The 18,428-nt window shown below is 62.0% G+C and carries 16 protein-coding genes and 1 pseudogene; 9 read left to right on the top strand and 8 right to left on the bottom strand.

Annotation, left to right across the window (positions count from 1 at the left end):
* Positions 1–21: 21 nt before the first annotated feature.
* A complete protein-coding gene (gene phoA, locus ACFWEM_RS14205; RefSeq protein WP_378534325.1) occupies positions 22–1,554 on the bottom strand; it encodes an alkaline phosphatase in 1,533 nt (510 codons plus the stop codon).
* Between the two features lie 268 nt (positions 1,555–1,822).
* Between phoA and ACFWEM_RS14200 the strand changes: the two genes are divergently transcribed.
* From ACFWEM_RS14200 to ACFWEM_RS14190, 3 genes are all read left to right on the top strand, one after another.
* A complete protein-coding gene (locus ACFWEM_RS14200) occupies positions 1,823–5,110 on the top strand; it encodes an error-prone DNA polymerase (RefSeq protein WP_378534323.1) in 3,288 nt (1,095 codons plus the stop codon).
* A gap of 214 nt (positions 5,111–5,324) precedes the next feature.
* Positions 5,325–5,672: a hypothetical protein gene (locus tag ACFWEM_RS14195; protein WP_378534321.1), complete on the top strand. Its 348-nt coding sequence runs from the start codon at positions 5,325–5,327 to the stop codon at positions 5,670–5,672.
* A 14-nt stretch (positions 5,673–5,686) separates the two neighbouring features.
* Positions 5,687–6,457, top strand: coding sequence for an SDR family oxidoreductase (locus ACFWEM_RS14190; RefSeq protein ID WP_378447743.1), 771 nt, complete (start codon positions 5,687–5,689; stop codon positions 6,455–6,457).
* A 1,086-nt stretch (positions 6,458–7,543) separates the two neighbouring features.
* Here the strand turns inward: ACFWEM_RS14190 and ACFWEM_RS14185 are convergent.
* Together ACFWEM_RS14185 and ACFWEM_RS14180 are read right to left on the bottom strand one after the other, a co-directional pair.
* Positions 7,544–7,894: pseudogene (locus tag ACFWEM_RS14185) on the bottom strand (type I pantothenate kinase); the annotation flags it as partial.
* Positions 7,876–8,430 carry a GNAT family N-acetyltransferase gene (locus ACFWEM_RS14180; RefSeq protein WP_378534585.1) on the bottom strand — a complete coding sequence of 185 codons (555 nt, stop codon included), beginning with the start codon at positions 8,428–8,430 and terminating at the stop codon, positions 7,876–7,878. The pseudogene ACFWEM_RS14185 and the gene ACFWEM_RS14180, both read right to left, overlap by 19 nt.
* A 252-nt stretch (positions 8,431–8,682) precedes the next feature.
* Here ACFWEM_RS14180 and ACFWEM_RS14175 point away from each other — a divergent pair, with 252 nt between their 5' ends.
* Both ACFWEM_RS14175 and ACFWEM_RS14170 read left to right on the top strand, forming a co-directional pair.
* On the top strand, positions 8,683–9,279 hold the full coding sequence (locus ACFWEM_RS14175; protein WP_378534319.1) for a hypothetical protein: 597 nt from the start codon (positions 8,683–8,685) through the stop codon (positions 9,277–9,279).
* A 40-nt stretch (positions 9,280–9,319) separates the two neighbouring features.
* Positions 9,320–10,531 carry an NAD(P)-dependent alcohol dehydrogenase gene (locus ACFWEM_RS14170; RefSeq protein WP_378534317.1) on the top strand — a complete coding sequence of 404 codons (1,212 nt, stop codon included), beginning with the start codon at positions 9,320–9,322 and terminating at the stop codon, positions 10,529–10,531.
* Here the strand turns inward: ACFWEM_RS14170 and ACFWEM_RS14165 are convergent.
* Positions 10,518–11,408, bottom strand: coding sequence for an alpha/beta hydrolase (locus ACFWEM_RS14165; RefSeq protein ID WP_378534315.1), 891 nt, complete (start codon positions 11,406–11,408; stop codon positions 10,518–10,520). The genes ACFWEM_RS14170 and ACFWEM_RS14165 overlap by 14 nt on opposite strands.
* A 33-nt stretch (positions 11,409–11,441) precedes the next feature.
* A complete protein-coding gene (locus tag ACFWEM_RS14160; RefSeq protein ID WP_378534313.1) occupies positions 11,442–12,281 on the bottom strand; it encodes a CPBP family intramembrane glutamic endopeptidase in 840 nt (279 codons plus the stop codon).
* Between the two features lie 85 nt (positions 12,282–12,366).
* On the opposite strand from ACFWEM_RS14160, the gene ACFWEM_RS14155 reads away from it, so the two are divergent.
* Positions 12,367–12,675, top strand: a complete 309-nt coding sequence (locus ACFWEM_RS14155) for a rhodanese-like domain-containing protein (protein WP_230813203.1) — start codon at positions 12,367–12,369, stop codon at positions 12,673–12,675.
* A gap of 49 nt (positions 12,676–12,724) precedes the next feature.
* Here the strand turns inward: ACFWEM_RS14155 and ACFWEM_RS14150 are convergent, their stop codons facing one another.
* Together ACFWEM_RS14150 and ACFWEM_RS14145 are read right to left on the bottom strand one after the other, a co-directional pair.
* The gene (locus ACFWEM_RS14150) at positions 12,725–13,366 is read right to left on the bottom strand and encodes a dihydrofolate reductase family protein (protein ID WP_378534311.1); all 642 of its coding nucleotides are present in this window, start codon (positions 13,364–13,366) and stop codon (positions 12,725–12,727) included.
* A gap of 88 nt (positions 13,367–13,454) precedes the next feature.
* Positions 13,455–14,540: a TDT family transporter gene (locus tag ACFWEM_RS14145; protein WP_378534309.1), complete on the bottom strand. Its 1,086-nt coding sequence runs from the start codon at positions 14,538–14,540 to the stop codon at positions 13,455–13,457.
* 90 nt (positions 14,541–14,630) lie between these two features.
* Here ACFWEM_RS14145 and ACFWEM_RS14140 point away from each other — a divergent pair, with 90 nt between their 5' ends.
* Positions 14,631–15,542 (top strand): LysR family transcriptional regulator, encoded by a 912-nt coding sequence (locus tag ACFWEM_RS14140; protein ID WP_283303336.1) that lies wholly within the window; start codon positions 14,631–14,633, stop codon positions 15,540–15,542.
* Between the two features lie 12 nt (positions 15,543–15,554).
* On the opposite strand, the gene ACFWEM_RS14135 is transcribed toward ACFWEM_RS14140, so the two are convergent.
* Complete coding sequence (locus tag ACFWEM_RS14135; protein ID WP_378534307.1) at positions 15,555–16,235, bottom strand: TetR/AcrR family transcriptional regulator; 681 nt, start codon at positions 16,233–16,235, stop codon at positions 15,555–15,557.
* A 71-nt stretch (positions 16,236–16,306) separates the two neighbouring features.
* Here ACFWEM_RS14135 and ACFWEM_RS14130 point away from each other — a divergent pair, with 71 nt between their 5' ends.
* Together ACFWEM_RS14130 and ACFWEM_RS14125 are read left to right on the top strand one after the other, a co-directional pair.
* Complete coding sequence (locus ACFWEM_RS14130; RefSeq protein WP_378534305.1) at positions 16,307–17,458, top strand: FAD-dependent oxidoreductase; 1,152 nt, start codon at positions 16,307–16,309, stop codon at positions 17,456–17,458.
* 7 nt (positions 17,459–17,465) lie between these two features.
* Positions 17,466–18,299: a DUF3626 domain-containing protein gene (locus ACFWEM_RS14125; protein WP_378534303.1), complete on the top strand. Its 834-nt coding sequence runs from the start codon at positions 17,466–17,468 to the stop codon at positions 18,297–18,299.
* Positions 18,300–18,428: the final 129 nt, after the last annotated feature.

The raw sequence follows: 18,428 nt of genomic DNA, 5'->3' as shown, positions 1-18,428 counted from the left end.
CCGGGTCGGGTGTTTCTCAGGTCAGTGCGCTGCGACCTTGGAACGGTCGAGCCCCAGCGCGTCGGTCATCGTGAAGAACAGATCGGTTTGGTCCGTGAGACCGCTGACGTTGGCCGCATGGGGGCCGAAAGCTGCCACGCGCAACTGAGTTCCGGTATGTCCTTCGGACTCGACGGCCGGATCTTCGGACGTTCCGTAGCTGATCGTCATCTCCGAGCCGTCCTTGGTGGTCAGCTTGCGGGTCAGGCCGGGGTAGACGATTTCCTGGGCGCGCTCGACCGGGATGTTCTGGTCCTTGGCGATGGTGGCGATGTCGTCGGCGCTGACATTGGTGACGATCTGACTGGTGTGAGCGTGGTCGGCTGTGACGATGACCAGGGTTTCTCCGTCGGTCTTCGCGAATTCGAGTGCCTTCTGCACAGCTTCGTCGAGGTCGACGGTTTCACCGATCTGACCGCATGCGTTGGCTGCGTGATCCTGCTTGTCGATCGAGGCGCCTTCGACCTGGAGGAAGAATCCGTTGTCGTTGACCTTCAGTAGGTCGATGGCCTTCTGAGTCATGTCCGCGAGCTTGGGTACGTCGGAGGTTCGCTTGGGGTTGTCGACGCAGGTTTCGGCGGGCTGCAGGTAACCGTCACGGGTGGCGACGGATCCTTCCCAGCGGACGGGCATGTTGCCCTCGGCGAACAGGCCGAGCACGGGCGCATCCTGATCGGCCTTGCCGACCTCGTTCATCTCGGCGGCGTTCTTCACCAGCTGGTAGCCGCGAGCCGCAGCCTGCTCGTTGAGTGTCTTGCCCTGCCAGTCACCGGCTTTCGCAGTCTCGGCGAAGGACTTGGCACCACCGGCGAAGGTGACGTCGGCGCGGGTGTCGAGGAGCTGTTCGCTGATCGATCCCTTGCCGCCGTTCTCGAGGGCGTTCTCCGGGCAGGACTTGGACGTCGTCTCCGGCCCGTAGCACTTGCGGCCACTGACGTGCGCGACCTGCACTGCGGGGGTGGCGTCCTGCACCTCGGCGGTGGAGACGTTGCCGGTGGCCTTGCCGTTCGCCTTGGCGATCTCGAGGACGGTCGACTGGGCCTGACCCTTGATGTCGACGGAAATCGCGCCGTTGTAGGTCTTGGTGCCGGTGGACCACGCCGATCCGCTGGCGGCGGAGTCGGTGACGTAGTCGGGCTTGCCGTCCTTGGTCAGTGCGTAGTGCGTGTACTGGCCGGTGATCGGCAGGGCGTCGAGACCGGGGAAGCTGCCGGCAGCACCCTCGGCGTAGTTGCGTGCGGCGGTGATCTCCGAGTCGCCCATGCCGTCGCCGATCAAGAGAATGACGTTCTTCGCGCCGGAAGCGTTGACGGCGTCGCGCACTGCGGCCGACTGATCACCGTCGATACGACGAGCACCACCGTTCGAGGACAGTTCGCCGGTCGCGGCTCGATCGACGGTCGTGCCGTTTGAGCCTGTTGCCTCGTCGGCACTGCTGCTGCAGCCTGCAGCGGCCAGAACGGCGACGGCGCCAGCGACGGCCGTCAACCTACGTGTGTTGCGCGAGAACGACATACGAGTAGTACTCCTGGAAACAGTGTGGATGGAGATGATGAACGCCGCTAATGATCTGGGTCCAAAGTGAACGGAGTGCAGACATGCGTACATCTGAATGTGACGAGACGGTGAGGGTTGGGATTCGCTCTGTTGACTGCGAGTGAGTGAGCTGTCAGACTGACTCTGCATCGAACATCAGTTCGATGCATGTGGTGCGTCTTCCCTTTCGGCATCCTCGAGCAGTCGGTCGTCCGTGACGGCCGGCTCGATCAGGTGCGAGGTCAGTGTGGGTTGGGGAAATGGGCCGCCGACGTGGTCCGAGATGGAACGGGTGCTTTCAGGGCGGCCCGGCCGCGTGGAACACGAGGATTTGTTCCCTGGCGATGGAAGCGACAGCCCCGCCTGGTCGCGAAAGCGCGGCGAGTACCACGCTGGCGAGCTCACCCGTGGTACCGGCGTGGTTCCTTACGCAGAGTTGCATGCTCACTCGGCCTTCAGTTTCCTCGACGGCGCATCGCCGCCGGAAGAGCTGGTCGAAGAAGCAGTGCGTCTCGGGCTCGAAGCTATCGCCGTCACCGATCACGACGGGTTCTACGGCGTGGTGAGGTTTGCGGAAGCCGCACGTGAATGGGGAATGCGCACCGTGTTCGGGGCCGAGTTGTCCCTGGATTCGGTACCCAGAACCGGGACGGCTGATCCCGGTGGAACCCACCTCCTGGTACTTGCCCGTGGGCAGGAAGGGTATCGCCGTCTCTCGCGGGAGATCGCCGCCGCGCATTTGGCCGGCGGTGAGAAGGGCAAACTGCAGTACAACTACGACGTGCTGACCGAAGCGGCCGGTGGGCACTGGCAGATCCTGACCGGGTGCCGCAAAGGTCATGTGCGGCAGGCCTTGACGTCGGGTGGTCGCAAAGCTGCGGCGGAGGCCTTGCATGATCTGGTCGAGCGTTTCGGGGCGGAACGAGTGTCGGTGGAGCTCACCCATCACGGGCTGGCGGAGGACGACGAGCGCAATGCAGTTCTGGCCGAACTGGCGAGAGAGCGTGGATTACGCACGGTGGCGACCACCGCCGCGCACTTCGCCGCTCCGCCGCGTCGACGCCTTGCCATGGCGATGGCAGCTGTGCGATCGCGTCAAAGTTTGGACGAGGCGGCCGGATGGCTGGCCCCTACCGGCGGAGCGCACCTGCGGTCCGGCGCGGAGATGGCGACACTGTTCTCGCTCTATCCCGAGGCCGTCAGTGGTGCCGCCGATCTGGGACGTGAGTGCGCTTTCGATCTCAAGCTCATCGCACCCAAATTGCCTCCGTTCGACGTTCCCGCCGGGCATACCGAGGCGTCGTGGTTACGTGAGCTCACCATGGTGGGAGCCATGGAACGCTACGGTCCACCGGAAAGTGCACCGAAGGCATACAAACAGCTCGAACACGAGCTTGCTATCATCGCGGGATTGAATTTTCCCGGATACTTCCTGGTGGTGCATGACATCGTCTCGTTCTGCAAGAACAACGACATCCTCTGTCAGGGAAGAGGTTCCGCCGCGAACTCGGCGGTGTGTTATGCGATCGGCATCACCAATGTCGATCCGGTTCGCAACAAATTGCTGTTCGAGAGGTTTCTTGCGCCCGAGCGTGACGGCCCGCCCGACATCGACGTGGACATCGAGTCCGACCGCCGGGAAGAGGCGATCCAGCACGTGTACGCGAAGTACGGGCGTACGTATGCCGCGCAGGTCGCCAATGTCATCACCTATCGAGGAAAATCGTCGGTGCGGGACATGGCTCGGGCACTTGGCTTTTCGCAGGGCCAGCAAGATGCGTGGAGTAAGCAGGTCGGCCGGTGGGGTGGTATCGACAAGAACGCGGATACCGATATTCCGCGTCCGGTACTCGAACTGGCGGCGCAGATTGAAGGCTATCCGCGGCACCTGGGCATCCACTCAGGCGGCATGGTCATCTGTGATCGTCCCATCGCCGACGTCTGCCCGGTGGAGTGGGCGCGGATGGCCAATCGCAGTGTCTTGCAATGGGACAAGGACGATTGTGCTGCCGCTGGGCTGGTCAAGTTCGATCTGCTCGGTCTCGGCATGCTCTCCGCTTTGCACTACATGATGGATCTGGTGGCCGAACACAAAGGCATCACAGTCGATCTGGCGCAACTCGATCTGTCGGAAACAGCGGTGTACGAGATGCTGCAGCGGGCAGATTCGGTGGGGGTATTCCAAGTGGAATCACGTGCGCAGATGGCGACACTGCCGCGTCTCAAGCCTCGAAACTTCTACGACCTGGTGGTCGAAGTCGCGCTCATCCGTCCGGGGCCGATTCAAGGCGGATCAGTGCATCCGTACATTCGTCGGCGCAACAAACTCGAACCTGTGTCCTACGAACATCCTTCGCTCGAGAAGGCACTCGAACGCACGCTGGGAGTTCCGCTGTTCCAAGAACAGTTGATGCAGATGGCCGTCGACGTTGCGGGTTTCACGCCGTCCGAGGCCGACCAATTGCGTCGGGCAATGGGATCGAAACGTTCGACCGAGAAAATGGAGCAACTGCGGGCGAGGCTGTACCAGGGCATGCGAGACCTACACGGTATCGGCGACGAGGTTGCCGACCGGATCTACGAAAAGCTGTATGCGTTTGCCAATTTCGGTTTCCCGGAAAGCCATTCACAAAGTTTTGCCGCGCTGGTCTTCTACTCCTCGTGGTTCAAACTCCATCACCCCGCTGCGTTCTGCGCTGGGCTTCTGCGCGCGCAGCCCATGGGTTTCTACTCACCGCAGTCCCTGGTTGCCGATGCGCGCCGGCACGGAGTGCAGGTACACGGTGCTGATATCAACGTCAGCCTCGCGCACGCCACTGTCGAAGCAGGTGGATTCGAGGTTCGGCTGGGATTAGGGGAAGTTCGCAACATCGGCGATGCACTGGCCGAGAAGATCGTCGAACAGCGCGACCTCGGTGGACCGTTCACGTCGTTTCTCGATCTGACTGGGCGGGTGGAACTGACTACCGCACAAGCTGAATCGCTGGCGACCGCCGGGGCGCTGGCCAGCTTCGGTATCTCGCGTAGAGAAGCGCTGTGGGCAGCGGGCGCTGCTGCGGGGGAGCGTCCCGACCGCTTGCCCGGTATCGGTGCATCGGTCACAGCTCCCACTCTACCCGGCATGAGCGACGTCGAATTGGCGGCAGCGGATGTCTGGGCGACAGGAGTATCTCCCGACACCTACCCGACACAGTTTCTCCGCCCGCAGCTCGACGCGCTCGGCGTGGTGCCGGCGTCGAGACTTCTCGACATCCCGGACGGTGACCGTGTGCTGGTGGGGGGAGCGGTCACGCACCGGCAGCGTCCGGCAACAGCTGCGGGCGTCACGTTCATCAACCTCGAGGACGAAACCGGCATGGTCAACGTCGTGTGTTCGGTGGGGTTGTGGGCAAAGTACCGAAAACTGGCAAATACGGCGCCGGCGTTGCTTATTCGAGGAAAGGTGCAAAATGCAGAAGGCGCTGTCACTGTCGTAGCAGACCGGATGCAGCTGATGGATCTCCGAGTCACGGCCAAATCGCGAGACTTTCGCTAATGCCAGATTCTGATCGGAGTTTGTGCCGAGGGGACAAATGTCGAGCGCAACTCTGACCTCCGAGCATATGGCGCGGGTCACATTTGCTCCCTAGGGTTGTCGCTTGAGCGCGATCGATTCACCACACGCAGCCACGGCCAGTTGCCTTGCAGGTGAATATCGTCGCCTTCCAAACACGCTGAACCCAAAGCACTTCGAATCGAACAGGAACTCCATGAGCACAGCGATCCTCGTCGCACACGTACACCCCGCCGATCCGTCTTCGGAGGAAGCATTCAACCGCTGGTACGACGACGTGCATATTCCGCAGGTCGTCGAACGAGTGCCCGGGGTTGTCTCCGCCTCCAGATTCTCTCTCGCGGATGTGCAGTTGCTGCCCGAGGAGGCCTTGCCCGCTCGCCGCTACCTGAGCATCTATCAGCTCGACACGGAAGATCTCGCGGGCACCGCCCAGGCATTGGGAAGTGCTTTGGGCGACGGAACTCTCGACATGTCCGAGGCCATCGCGACCGCCGGTGACACCGGACCCGAATTGCTCTTCTACGTCCCGACCGAGAACTGAAGGAAGCACCCGACATGTCAGATCTACTCGAGAACAAAGTTGCGATAGTCACCGGAGCAGGCGCAGGCATCGGTGCGGCCATTGCCCGGGCATTCGGGGCGGAGGGTGCACGCGTCGTAGTCTCCGACATCAACGGTGACGCAGCACAGACCGTGGCGGACTCGATCGAGGGCGCCATCGCGGTCACCACGGACGTCACCGACGAACAGCAGGTCAAAGATCTTGTCGCAAGAGCGGTCGAAGAGTTCGGCGGGCTGAACGTCGTAGTACCCAACGCCGGCATCGCCACCACAACTCCACTGATCGAAACCTCGTTCGAGGACTGGCGGAAAGTCATGTCCGTCAACCTAGACGGAGTGTTCTTGACCGTCCGCCATTCGCTACCCGCGCTCGTCGCGTCCGGTGGCGGTTCGATCGTGAACATTTCGTCGATCTCGTCGACAACCGGCTCGCCCTTGATCGGCAGCTACGCCGCCGCCAAGGCTGCGGTTCGCAATCTCACCGAAACCCTCTCGGCCGAACTTCGCTTCCATGGAATCCGCGCAAACGCGTTGCTGCCCGGATTCATCGATACCGACCTGGTCAAGAGTCACCAGCAAGACTTCGAGAACGCCCTCGGCCTCGAGTCCGGGGGATTCGACGACTTGATGGTCACCAAGCAGACGCGCTATGGGCGGACCGAGGAAGTGGCCGCCGCAGCAGTGTTCTTTGCGAGCGACCAATCGTCGTGGTGCAACGGCAGCAGTCTGGTTCTCGACGGAGGCTTTACCGCCTCTCTCCTCTGAGTTACTGGTGGGCATTCAGACCATCACCCATTCGGACGATTCTTAATGCTTCGAAGCCTCCATCTATCAGACTCTCCCAACCATGTTGGGCATTTGGGCCCAGTGACCGGGTACTAACTGCATCGTTCTAGACGTGAATCGCATGGTCATACCACCGCTATCTTTTGGCGGCTATCTGTCCGAGAATGGATCGTTTCCAGGGTGCGTAAAGACTCGGAGTTATTGCCAGCTCCTGACCGGATGAATCTCATTAGGTAGCGTGCGTGTGTGGCTCTGGAAGAGAAGTTTTGAAGGCGCAACGCCGCTCGGCGACCGCTACTGTGCTGGTCTTCGCTGTATTCGGCTTGATGTGTGGTCTCGTAGGTGCTGCCGTGTTGTGGTGGTACGTCTCCCAACCCTTCACGATCTACACAGCCAGCTACCAGCCGCACGATCTCCAATCGTTCCATATCGAGACGGTCTCGGTTAACCGATTCATAATTGGACTGATCATTGGCGGACCCCTGTTCGGGGCGGCCGTCGGGGCGCTCGTTTCCATGACAGGGTGGAATCTCGTACGGCGAGAACGCATGATCGGTACTGGCTAGATCCTGTTTGTCTGCTCGACTTGGTCAGGCGACCCAGTACCTGACTTGGTGTGTTTCTCAATCGATCGTTTCTCGGACACTGCCGGTGGCGGTTTCAAAGGCAACTGTATTTCCAGACGACCTCTTCGCTGGCCCTCGTTTCGACCTCGACGTCATCACCGAAGCCTTCCCAATCCTGTCTGCTAAGTGCACTAAAGCGACCGGCCTGGGATGTACTGAGACTATAAGTCCAGTTCAGGGCCGCAGCACGGTGTGGGACGTGCACGAGCGGTTAGCACCATCCCCTGACCTGGCGTCATCACGGGAGTGGAGCCTGTCATTGTGGTGGGCTCGACTGGCCCCTTCCATCCGCACCATCCTCCGCAGGACGCTACGACTTGGCTCTCGATTCGTCCGTCACTGAACTCAGCAGTGATGCATACCGCCCGAGCCGGGTGATCACATACAGGGCATCTACCGAAGTAGTTCAGGACATCACGCGACTCGGACGCCACAACCTTCACCTGCTTGACCATGCTCCAACCGTATCTTCCTGGAGCTTGCGCAGACGCAACCCGCTGATGGTGTGATCTGAGGCTTTTCGTAGCACCAGAGCGGCACGGGGCCTGGTGGACAAGATTTTTCGATCAGATTAGGTCGGTTGATCGAGTGCCGGATATCTATTGCCTACGGGTCGCATCCTCATCGGACAGCTGCGCGTAACGGTGGAAATGCGCGTTGGGTCCGCGAAGCCGGTGCCGCGCAACGCGAGGAAGCGCCGTACGAACCACGACTCAATGTCTTCTGTGCGTGCGTCGACGTAGATGTAAAAGTCCAACAGATCCGAGTCCATCAGCCGTGGCCCGGCTCTGTTGCGGCGATTCTGGCGTGCAGGTGCACGTCGTGCCATCCGTCTGCGTGCAGCATGTACCTCCGTAACGTGCCTTCCTGCAGGTTGTGAGCGCGGTGGGCGACTTCACAGGAGGCATGATTGTGTACCGAATGTGTCAACCACAACCGCTGAAAATTTGCGGTGCCGAAAGCCCACGCGCTCACTGTGTCGACCGCTTGGGCGGCAAGGCCTGAGCCCCACATTGCCGGCCGGAGCCAGTACGAGATCTGTGCGCTCGACGATGGTGAATGCACGGTTCGTAGTGAGACAGATCCGGCGACCTCACCTCGGTCGGTGGTGATGGCCCAGCCTGCATCGCTGTCGGCCGACCATTGTGCCCGCCATGATCGGATCCAACTTCGAGCTTCGCCGATGTCGTTCATAGCGCGCATGTTCCACCGCTGGATGTCGGGGTCGGAGTACGCATCGACCACAGAGCTCGCGTCGCTCTCGACCCACGGTCGCAGGAGAATCTTGGGATCCGACAGGACGGGTTGGTTGCGGCAGCTCAACATATGCGGCGAGGAATCGGGACCGACGAGAGCGGGCATGAATCGCATCCTTTCATGCCAGCGGCGCGTGGCGGTTCTCGTGTTGCGACAAAGTGTTGACACCGTTGATGCAGGTAAGAGTCATCATCGCTGAGTCGATCGACAGCGAAGAACGCGATTGCCGCTACGCAGAGTCTCCCGCGACGGAAACTGCAACACGCTCAGCCAGCTGAAGACATGACCGGACCCGGTGTCGTACCGGTGCATACTCCAGCGATGGATGTTGAATTCGACTTTTCCTGGTCGCAGTTCCTCTGGATGGTATTCATCTTCGTGGGTGTACCCACCATGATCGGTGTCGGCGTTATCTGGTCTGCCTTGCGGTCAGAGCAGGCCGGAATGCATCACACTCCGGGCAATGAGAGTTCGGCCGAGATACATACGGGCAGTGGCAGGTTGGGGCTGTGGGCAACCGGTTTGATCGCGTTTCCCCTGGCATTCCTGTCCTGTATGGGTTGGCTGAGCTGGTCTGCCGACGACAAAGGAGAGTTCCGCGGCCCCGGACTACCGGCACCGAACCAGTTCCCCACCTGGCAAGTGATCGCCTGTGGAGTAACGATGGTGATGGTGTGTCTTGCCGCGGCTCACCTGTCTCGCTGGGTGGTGGCGGGCGGGCTCGCCGCCACCGCGGGTACGGCGGCAGGATTCACAACCGCGTTCAGCGTGGACGCCAGCGCCGACGTCACAGGCCAGGCAGGAGTGGGCGTAGTGCTCGCGGAGATCGGGTGGGGTCTCGCTCTGGGCGTGCTGATGCTCGCTCGGGGTGCTTGGCTGACCCGCCGCCGCAGGCTGGCTGCACGTTCCCAGTCGTAGCGGTTCTCAATGCCAGGATGGTGCGCGGGTCTGCGAACTATTGAGCATTGATCCGGATCGCTTCGCGTACACAGCGTGGGTTCGTCGCAAACAAACCGATGAGCGCAAGGCCAACGAAGCCGTCGAAGCCGAGTACAAGCAGCAAGGGTTCTCCGTGGTCACCCAGGAAATGCTCGACAGACTCGAGAACTTCGCGCACCTTTCCGAACATCACCCGATCATCATTCGTGCGAGGATCCACACCATGACCAACCGCGCCGTGTACGTACTTCCGCCTGGAGGATTGAACAACCTCGAATCGAGGACGGTCGAGACCCCCGGGCCGGGTGTGGGTGAGGTGACGATCGCGATCCACGCGAATTCGCTCAATCACCATGACTACCTCGTAGCGACCGGCGAGATAACGACCGACGGTCCGCGGATCCTGTTGTCCGATGCTGCCGGGGAGGTCGTTGCCGTCGGAGACGGCGTAACGCAGTTCAGCGTCGGAGATCGCGTGATGAGCACTTACCTGCCGCATTGGCGGAGCGGCACACCGGATTTCGAGGGATTCGGAAATTCGCCCGGCGACGGTGTCGACGGGTTCGCCCGTGACACCGTCACCGTGCCGGTATCGGCCGTGACGGCGATGCCGCGAAACTACACCTACGAGGAAGCCGCCACCCTGCCTACCGCGGGATTGTCTGCGTGGCGTGCACTGTTCGCGGGCGTCCCGATCATCCCCGGATCGTCGGTGTTGATCCCTGGGACCAGCACGGTAGCGCTGTTTGCCGTCCAGCTGGCCAAAGCTGTTGGAGCTCAGGTGATCGCAACGTCGTCGGCCCCCGACAAGATGGCACGATTGGTCGAGCTCGGTGCCGATCACGTGGTCAACTACCGTGAGCGCCCGGACTGGGGAACGGAAGCGATGCGGCTCAGCGGCGGGATCGACCTCGTCCTCGACGTCGGCGGGCCGTCCACCCTCGGCCAATCTCTGGCGGCAGTCCGACCAGGCGGGCGGATCTGCGCGCTTGGCATCATGAACGGCCCCTCGTCGTCGATCGACCTGAGTTCGCTACTGACCAAACAGGTCACCATCGAAGGTGTCCTGGTGGGCAGTCGTGCCCACCAGGAGGAGATGGTCGCCGGGTTGGAGAGCCTCGCGCTTCGTCCCGTCATCGATTCTTCCTACAGCCTCGACCGCCTCGCTGACGCATTCGAGCAACAGAAATCAGGGCAGGCCTACGGCAAGATCGTCATCACAAACCCTTGACGGCTTGCCGGTCCCAGTGGGGATCGGTGAGAATTTCCGCCGAGTCGCCGACAAAGGCAGGTGCAGCAGTCTGGTCGCCGCTCAGGGTGAACCTCAGCCACGCGGTGAGGTAGCCACGAAATCCTTCACCGTCTGCGGCCCAATTGTGGCTGACTCCAAGCAGTCTGCCGCGGACCGCCGGCCCAGTGGTTTTGTCGAAGTACTCAGCTTGCGGATCGGCGGTGGAGACCGGATCGTCGGCGCCGGTCATGAAGAACGTCGGTCCGGTCAACTGGGCCACGTCGATCACGTCGACAGGTCGCGAGGCCCACCACGGGTCAGGCAAATCGAGTACCGCCGTGGCGGTGATCAGATTCTCGGACTGGGTTGCCGCGTTGATCGCGCCACCGGCGCCCTGGGAGTGTCCGACCGAGGCAATGTTGTCGGTGTCGATCCGCTGGTGAAAAATGCTCTCAGCGTTGGTGTTCTGATCGACGACGTACTGGGCAGCCCCCAAGATCTCCGTCCCGTCGCCGGTGATGCTGCTGTCGGCCACCACAACGACAAAACCCCAAGAAGCGAGATGCTGCAGGAGCGCTTCGTACTCCTCGTAGGTCGCATAGCTGCCGTTGCCGAAGGTGACGACGGGATGCCGTTCCTCGCCTGTGGCGATATCGGTGGGATAGAAGAGCTGATACCCCGTCACCGATTCCTCGGTGACCGCGTGGGAACCCGGATTCGCGAATATCTCACTGACCGACTGCTGTACAACGGCCTCGGTCGTGGACACGTCGGAAGTTGTCGGAACCCCCGCGGTGGCATGAGTGACGGCACCTGAGAGCGCCAGTACACACGATGCAGTCACGACGGCGATCGAGTATGTGGTTCGAGAAGGCATGGGCACAAGTATGTCTTGTACGGTCGCGAGTGGTCAGGCCGAGACGCATGTGGGCCGTTCTTCGCCGATTCGATCCCGGATGAGGAAGATTGCGATTACCCCGAAGACGACCAAGAACACCGTGAGTAGAGAGGTGACGGCGGCGGCGCCACTCACCTCCGTCGTCACCGAGGTGTCCAGCCCGCCGGTCGAGAGAATGGTGGTGGGGTCGGTGAGGCCGTGTAACACCATTGCGGCCCAGATCGTGCCCGTCACACGCATGGTCAGGTACATGCACATGCCGAATCCGAACGTGTAGACAACGGTGACAAGGACGGTCGACGGCTTCATCCCGGCGATCAGGTTGACCGTGTGCATGAGTGCAAACACCAGTGAAGACACGACGGCGACGAAGCGCTCGCGGTGGCCGGCGTCGCGCAGCATCTTCACTGCCAGACCGCGTGTGGCCAGTTCCTCCGTCAGTCCGACACACGCACCGAGTACCAGCAGGGCGATTATCTCGCCGGTGGTCCACGCGCTCCAGTCAGTTCCCGCGAGATGCGCAACAATGGCGGCGACCACGATAATCGGACCGATCCACATCCAACCCCGCCCACGAATGGGCTGTGGACCGAAGATATCGCGCAGCCAGCCGACCTTGGTCGCGAAAACCAGCAGGGCGATCCCGCCGATCGCGATGGGCAATGCGACGCCGAAGATGATGCTGGAGGCGCTCGCGACGACGTTGTCCGTGTCGATCTGGTCTGCAAAAACCCGAGAGGTAACCTGCCCGACAGCGAGATAGAAGGCCAGGTAGCCGACGATCAGCAGGAGTACTTTCCACACCGTGGGGCGACTCCAAAAACCGGACTTTTCGGGAACCGTATTGGTCATTGTCAGATCGTAAAGGGAGTCGCAGGAACGCGCGCGGGTACCGTCTATTCGGACAGCAGCGAACATGAAGGCAGGCACAGAAATAATGTTGGAAGTCGATTTGAATGCACTGGACACGGCTTTGGCAGCGGGTGAGCCGTTGATCGACGTCCGTGAGGCCGACGAGTTCGCTCAGGTTCGAGTTCCGGGTGCGACGCTCATTCCGCTCAGCGAATTCGTCGCTCGTGTAGGCGAGATTCCGGACGCCGAAACTGTTTACGTCATCTGCGCTGTCGGTGGCCGTAGCTTGCAAGCGGCAGAGTATTTGCAGGCTCGCGGCATCAATGCGGTTTCGGTGGCCGGTGGAACGATGGCGTGGTACCAGTCGGGGCGCCAGGTCGAGACCGGGGCCTAAGGCGTAACCGTTGGGGGCAGCTCCAGTTTTCCGGAGCTGCCCCACCAGGTCACTTCCGCCAGAACAAGTGGTGCGTCACGCCGCTCGGGCTCGGCACTGTTTCGAGGTTGAAGCGGTCTCGTAGCTCGTCGGGTGACTCCCACAGCCGTAGACCGGATCCGAATTCGACCGGGCAGACGACCACGTGCATGGCGTCGACAAGGTCGGCGTCGAGGAACTCGCGGATAGTGCTGACTCCGCCGCCGAGCCGAACGTCCTTGCCCTGCGCAGCCTCACGTGCCTGCTCGAGGGCCGTCGCGGGGTCGGCGTCGACGAAGTGGAATGTCGTGTCCGAGAGTGTGAACGAGGGCCGCACGTGGTGGGTCAAGACAAATACCGGGGTGTGGAACGGTGGCTCGTCGCCCCACCAGCCCTGCCACTCGAGATTCTCCCAAGGACCACGTTGAGGGCCGAACTTGTTGCGGCCCATGATTTCGGCACCGATGTTGTTGGAGAAGTCCCGGGTGAAATAGTCGTCTAGGCCTCGGCTGCCGCCGGGATCGGTGCGATTGGGCCAGCTGGCCGTAGCTCCCGCCCACGCAAACATTTCACCGTGGTCGAGGCCGAACGGGCTCTCGAAGCTTTGGTCCGGACCGCATGCTATTCCGTCTTTGGAAACGCCGAAATTCTGCACTCGCAATAACTGACTCACCGTGTACTCCCGCTCTCGACAATGGTCTACGTGAGTACAGACCGTACGGCGACCTGAAACTCATCGCTGCAAACTCGTCGATACAAATTCATGCTGCTGCGGGGAGAGCGCCACTGCGGATCGAGCGGACGGTCCGTACCGCGACGGTTGCCCAGATCGGGATGAGCACAGTCAACAGTGCAAGCGCGATACCCAGGATTGCTGTGGAACCAGTGGCGACTCCGAAGGCATTCGCGCCGACAGCACAGGCTCCGATGGGGAAGGTGAAGCTCCACCACCCGAGTGAGAAGTCCAAGCCGCGGCGCAGTGCGTGGACGGTGACGGTGGTGACCGTGACAAAGGCGATCACGCCGATGATTCCGACGACGGTTCCGTACGCGATTCCGAATTCGTGCAGGGCGTCGGCATGCTCGGTACTGAGTGCATGCCGTGATGCGGCGGCCAACAAGTTCGATGCAGCGATCGACTGTCCGATCACGCCCAACGGAATCCACAGTGAGGGAATGGCATTGAACGGGATCACGTCAACGCCGGCCGAGCGGTTGCGTGTGAACTGCCTGGCGACGGCTACCAGAATGCCGATGGCGGCGGTCAGTGCCAGAGCGAACAGGATGTAGCAGAAGACCAGTACCGCGATGCGCAATGCGCCTTCAGGCATGTGGGTGCTGACCGCTGCGCCGGTGGTGGCCGAGACCATCGGAGGTACGACGGGCATGAGCCAGAACGGCATAGCCGTTGCCATTCCCGCATCTCGAACCAGACGAATCATCATCACGACGTAGGTGATCAGGCCGAGTGCCGTGCCGATTGTCCACAGTGTCAGCGATACGGTGATCGCTACGTCGTGGCCGAGGAAGTCCGGGCCCGTGATGCCGGTTGCGGATCCCACGGTCAGAAGTGCCATTGCGACGGCGCCGTAGAAGGGGAACATCGCGGGGCTGTGCAGGTAGGCGAGGGCCTGACATCGATGTTGTGACCAATGGGTGGCGAATGCTCCGATCAGGGCGCACAGTACGAGAACCGCCAGCACCCAGAAGATCTCCGAGACCAGTTTCAAGCCCTCGATCTCCGGTTCGAGCGAAGCCGCGGCCACCGACACGATTCCCGTTCCCATCGCTGCCGCGAACCAGTTCGGGGTGATGTGGGCGAAGGTGGGACTCGTGGTGGTGGTCATGTATTTCACTGTCGTCTCATCCGGTTCGTACCGGTAGACCGGTTGTCCTTGAATGCCCACAAACTCGCCTTGTGGGTCTAATCTTGGGTTATGTCGTTGTCTCCTCGGGTGCCGGAACTCAGTGCCCTCGACGTCCTGCTTTCCGTGGGGCGTCTGGGCAGCATGGGTGCTGCCGGCCGGGAGCACGGGCTCAGTCAGCAGGCAGTCAGCGCCCGGGTGCGTTCGGTCGAGCGTCAGCTCGGAATCAAGGTCTTCGATCGCGCAGCGACGGGTGTACGGCCCACTGCCGAGGGCGGACTGATTCTCGAATGGGCCAGCCATATTTTGGTCAGTGCCGAGGAAATGGCGTCGGGAGTTGCCGCTCTTCGCGGTGAACGCGACGCAGCCGTCACGGTCGCGGCCAGCATGACCATTGCCGAGTATCTGGTCCCCGGGTGGACGGTTGCGATGCGCCACAAGTTCCCCAACGTCGTGGCGTCGGTGAGTCTGCACAATTCCTCGGACGTCTCCGCTCAAGTCCAGGCAGGCAAGGCTGATATCGGATTTGTCGAAGGGCCGGATGTGCCGTCGGCGCTTGCGTCGTGCGAGGTGGCGCGTGATCACCTCGTGGTGGTGGTTCCACCGGGGCATGACTGGGCGAACGGAGTGCCTGTTCCGGTCGCGGACCTCGCGCGCACACCGCTCATTCAGCGTGAGTCAGGGTCCGGTACACGTTTGACGCTCGAGAACGCTGTTCCCGATTGTGTGCCGCCGTTGCTCGAGCTCACCTCGTGCACCGCCGTCAAGGCGGCGGTGGTGGCAGGCAACGCCCCGGCCGTTCTGTCGTCGCTGGCTGTTGCCGCCGACCTGACGGACGGCCGACTGGTCGCGGTCAACGTCGATGGCTTGCGGATGCCGCGGCGACTGCAGGCCGTCTGGGATCCCGATCGCGGATTACGCGGTGCAGCAAGAGATTTCCTCGACATCGCGCTCGGTTCCAACACCGCTGTTCATTCGCGCTGACGGGTCCGGCGGTTAAGTGACGGTGTCGATCCCCGCGAGGATGAGGTTGATGCCTGCCAGAAACTGCTCGCGGTCGTCGTGATCGCGCAGTTGTGCAGTCACCTGATTGAGGAACGGGTACTTCGCAGAGTCGAGTTCTTCCCACCGCGTGGCGACGCCCGCGAGGAATGCGGACCGATCTGTCTCACGGGGGAGCAGACGGGCGCCCGCGGCGTACTGTCCGGCGAGACCGAGCACGTAGTTCAGGAGCGCGGACGCGCAGTCGAACTGTCCCGATTCGGGAACACCGAGCGCCTGGAGTTGCTCGCCGAGACTTTCGAAGATCTGCATCACCGCTGATTGCCACGGCTCACGTGAGAGTTGGGTGCCGACCCAGGGGTGGGCGTCGATCGCGTCGAACACGCCGAGGGTGATGATCCGGATCGCCTCACGCGGTGTTGCGCTCTCCGTTCCTTCGGTTGTCACGCGGGCGATGACGTCATCGGTCGCCGCCGCGAGCAGGTCGCTCTTGTTGGCAACGTGCCAGTAGATCGCCCCACTACCTGTTGCCAGGCGTGCGGAGAGAGCACGGAATGTCAGCGCGCCTTCACCCTCGGAATCGAGGATCTCGATCGCGGCCTCCACTATGCGCTCCTTCGAGAGCGCATCCGTGCGTCGTTCGGCCCGCTGATTTCTGGTCGCCATACGCACCATCTTGACATATCTGGAACGACGTTCCAAGATTGTTGTTGGAACGCCGTTCCAATTCATTGGAAGGAATCAACATGAACACGTCAATCTCGATCATCGGGGCAGGCCTCGGCGGCCTGACCCTCGCGCGCGTACTCCACGTCCACGGAATTCCCGCGAAAATTTACGAGGCGGAACCGTCGGCAGAGGCCCGTACGCAGGGCGGACAACTCGACATCCACGAACACAACGGCCAGGCAGCGCTCGAGGCGGCCGGCCTCACCGACGAATTTCGCGCGATCATCCACGAGGGCGGCGCCGCGTCGCGCGTACTCGATCAACACGCCGCCGTGCTCCTCGACGAACCCGACGACGGCACGGGAACACGTCCCGAAGTGCTCCGCGGAGACCTCCGTCGGATCCTGCTCGATTCCCTTCCCGACGGGACGATCGAATGGGGACGCAAGGTCGAAAGTGTGCGCTTGCTCGGCTCACCCGACACAGCCGACGGCCGCCACGAGTTGACCTTCGCCGACGGTTCGACAGTGACCACCGACCTCCTCGTCGGTGCAGACGGTGCCTGGTCGAAAATCCGGCCGCTGCTCTCCGATGCAAAGCCCGACTACGTCGGAACCACGTTCGTCGAGACCTACCTCTACGACGTCGACGAGAAGCACTCGGCTGCAGCCGCAGCGGTCGGTGACGGGGCGATGTACGCGCCCGCGCCCGGACAAGCGATCGCGGCGCATCGAGAGGCGGGGGACATCCTGCACACCTACGTTCAGTTGAACCGTTCGGCGGAATGGTTTGCCGGTATCGATTTCACCGACGCTCCCGCTGCGACAGCGCGGATCGCGGCCGAGTTCGACGGTTGGGCAACGGAACTCACGGCGCTCATCACAGACGGCGAAACCGCTCCGATTCCGCGGGCGATCTACGCCCTTCCCGACGCGCACCGGTGGCTTCGCGTGCGTGGGGTGACGCTCCTCGGTGATGCGGCCCACCTGATGGCTCCGTCCGGTGAGGGCGCGAACTTGGCCATGTTCGACGGAGCCGAACTGGGAAAGGCGATCGTTGCGCACCCCGACGACATCGAAGCGGCACTCGCCGAGTACGAAGAAGCGATGTTCGTGCGCAGTGCATCCGAGGCAGCGGACTCGCACGTGATCCTTGATCTCTGCCTCGGTGACCATGCACCGTACTCACTGGTCGACTTCTTCACCGGTGCTGCTTCCGTATCCGGATAATGGGCGAATGCCTGTCGATTCCTCTCCCGCGTCTGCCGCGATTGCACACGTGCACGACCTCTCGAAGGGCGGCCCGCTGGACCGAAATCACCGGGTGACGTTGCACTTTCATCCAGACCTCCCATTTGAAAGTGGCCTGACACTGGCCTCGATCGCACGTCAGGGCACCTACGTGACCCAGTTCGAGACTCGTACGAGCAACGGGGGACTGACGGCACACCACGGCGGCGACCGTTGGCGCTGGGAGAGTCGGATTTTCGGCCGAGCCTACGACGAGCGAGAGCCGTCGGAACGGCCGAAGTACGGATCATTGAACTTTTCCGCCGATCCGTACGGGGCATCTCCTCGGTTCGGCTCGTCCTACTTCCGGCTTGCCGAGCACACGCTCGACCGCACCACTTTCTGCTTCCCGGACAGCGTCTTCGAGCCCAGCCTCTTCGGAACGGCGGAAGCGATGAGCTTGGTCGACGCCGCAGGAGTCACCGAGTTCGCGGATCCGCTCGACCACTACATCGAGGCGCACGTTCACGGCGTCGTCGACATCGGAACGGACGTCGAGGCACTCGTTCTGGATCCGAGTTACCGGGGCACACAGGTCGAAGAGGTCGCCCACTCGCTCACGTGCCCGGTGTTGTGGCACGACGGTTACGCGGTCGACACCGACGAGGTCGCCGAACATCCCGACTATCGGGGAGCAACCATCGTCGACCTTGCCAGAGAGGTTGCGCTCGACGGTCGACTGACGCCTGCCATCCTGGGTCTCGCCCGGCGCGGCTCCTACGATCCGCAGGACGTCAAAAAGGTCTGGCACTACATCGCTCGATTCGGCGGCAGGGCGTAGAACTGGGCATTCGCGTCTCCCGCCCGTCAACGACTGCTGGTTCCGGGACCGCACATCAGTCCGAAGGCGGCGGTGAGGAAAGAGTGATTGATACGCAACATCGGGCATGAACTCCCGAAACAACTGCAT

This window comes from Rhodococcus sp. NPDC060176, from assembly GCF_042728675.1.
In the GTDB taxonomy this organism is placed as follows: domain Bacteria; phylum Actinomycetota; class Actinomycetes; order Mycobacteriales; family Mycobacteriaceae; genus Rhodococcus_F.
This window is presented reverse-complemented; position numbering and strand designations above follow the sequence as displayed.

Coding starts and splice junctions, on each gene's coding strand:
- phoA (WP_378534325.1), bottom strand. CDS start 1,554: ATGTCGTTCTCGCGCAACACACGTAGGTTGACGGCCGTCGCTGGCGCC.
- ACFWEM_RS14195 (WP_378534321.1), top strand. CDS start 5,325: ATGAGCACAGCGATCCTCGTCGCACACGTACACCCCGCCGATCCGTCT.
- ACFWEM_RS14190 (WP_378447743.1), top strand. CDS start 5,687: ATGTCAGATCTACTCGAGAACAAAGTTGCGATAGTCACCGGAGCAGGC.
- ACFWEM_RS14180 (WP_378534585.1), bottom strand. CDS start 8,430: ATGTTGAGCTGCCGCAACCAACCCGTCCTGTCGGATCCCAAGATTCTC.
- ACFWEM_RS14175 (WP_378534319.1), top strand. CDS start 8,683: ATGGATGTTGAATTCGACTTTTCCTGGTCGCAGTTCCTCTGGATGGTA.
- ACFWEM_RS14165 (WP_378534315.1), bottom strand. CDS start 11,408: ATGCCTTCTCGAACCACATACTCGATCGCCGTCGTGACTGCATCGTGT.
- ACFWEM_RS14160 (WP_378534313.1), bottom strand. CDS start 12,281: ATGACCAATACGGTTCCCGAAAAGTCCGGTTTTTGGAGTCGCCCCACG.
- ACFWEM_RS14155 (WP_230813203.1), top strand. CDS start 12,367: ATGTTGGAAGTCGATTTGAATGCACTGGACACGGCTTTGGCAGCGGGT.
- ACFWEM_RS14145 (WP_378534309.1), bottom strand. CDS start 14,540: ATGACCACCACCACGAGTCCCACCTTCGCCCACATCACCCCGAACTGG.
- ACFWEM_RS14140 (WP_283303336.1), top strand. CDS start 14,631: ATGTCGTTGTCTCCTCGGGTGCCGGAACTCAGTGCCCTCGACGTCCTG.
- ACFWEM_RS14135 (WP_378534307.1), bottom strand. CDS start 16,235: ATGGTGCGTATGGCGACCAGAAATCAGCGGGCCGAACGACGCACGGAT.
- ACFWEM_RS14130 (WP_378534305.1), top strand. CDS start 16,307: ATGAACACGTCAATCTCGATCATCGGGGCAGGCCTCGGCGGCCTGACC.
- ACFWEM_RS14125 (WP_378534303.1), top strand. CDS start 17,466: ATGCCTGTCGATTCCTCTCCCGCGTCTGCCGCGATTGCACACGTGCAC.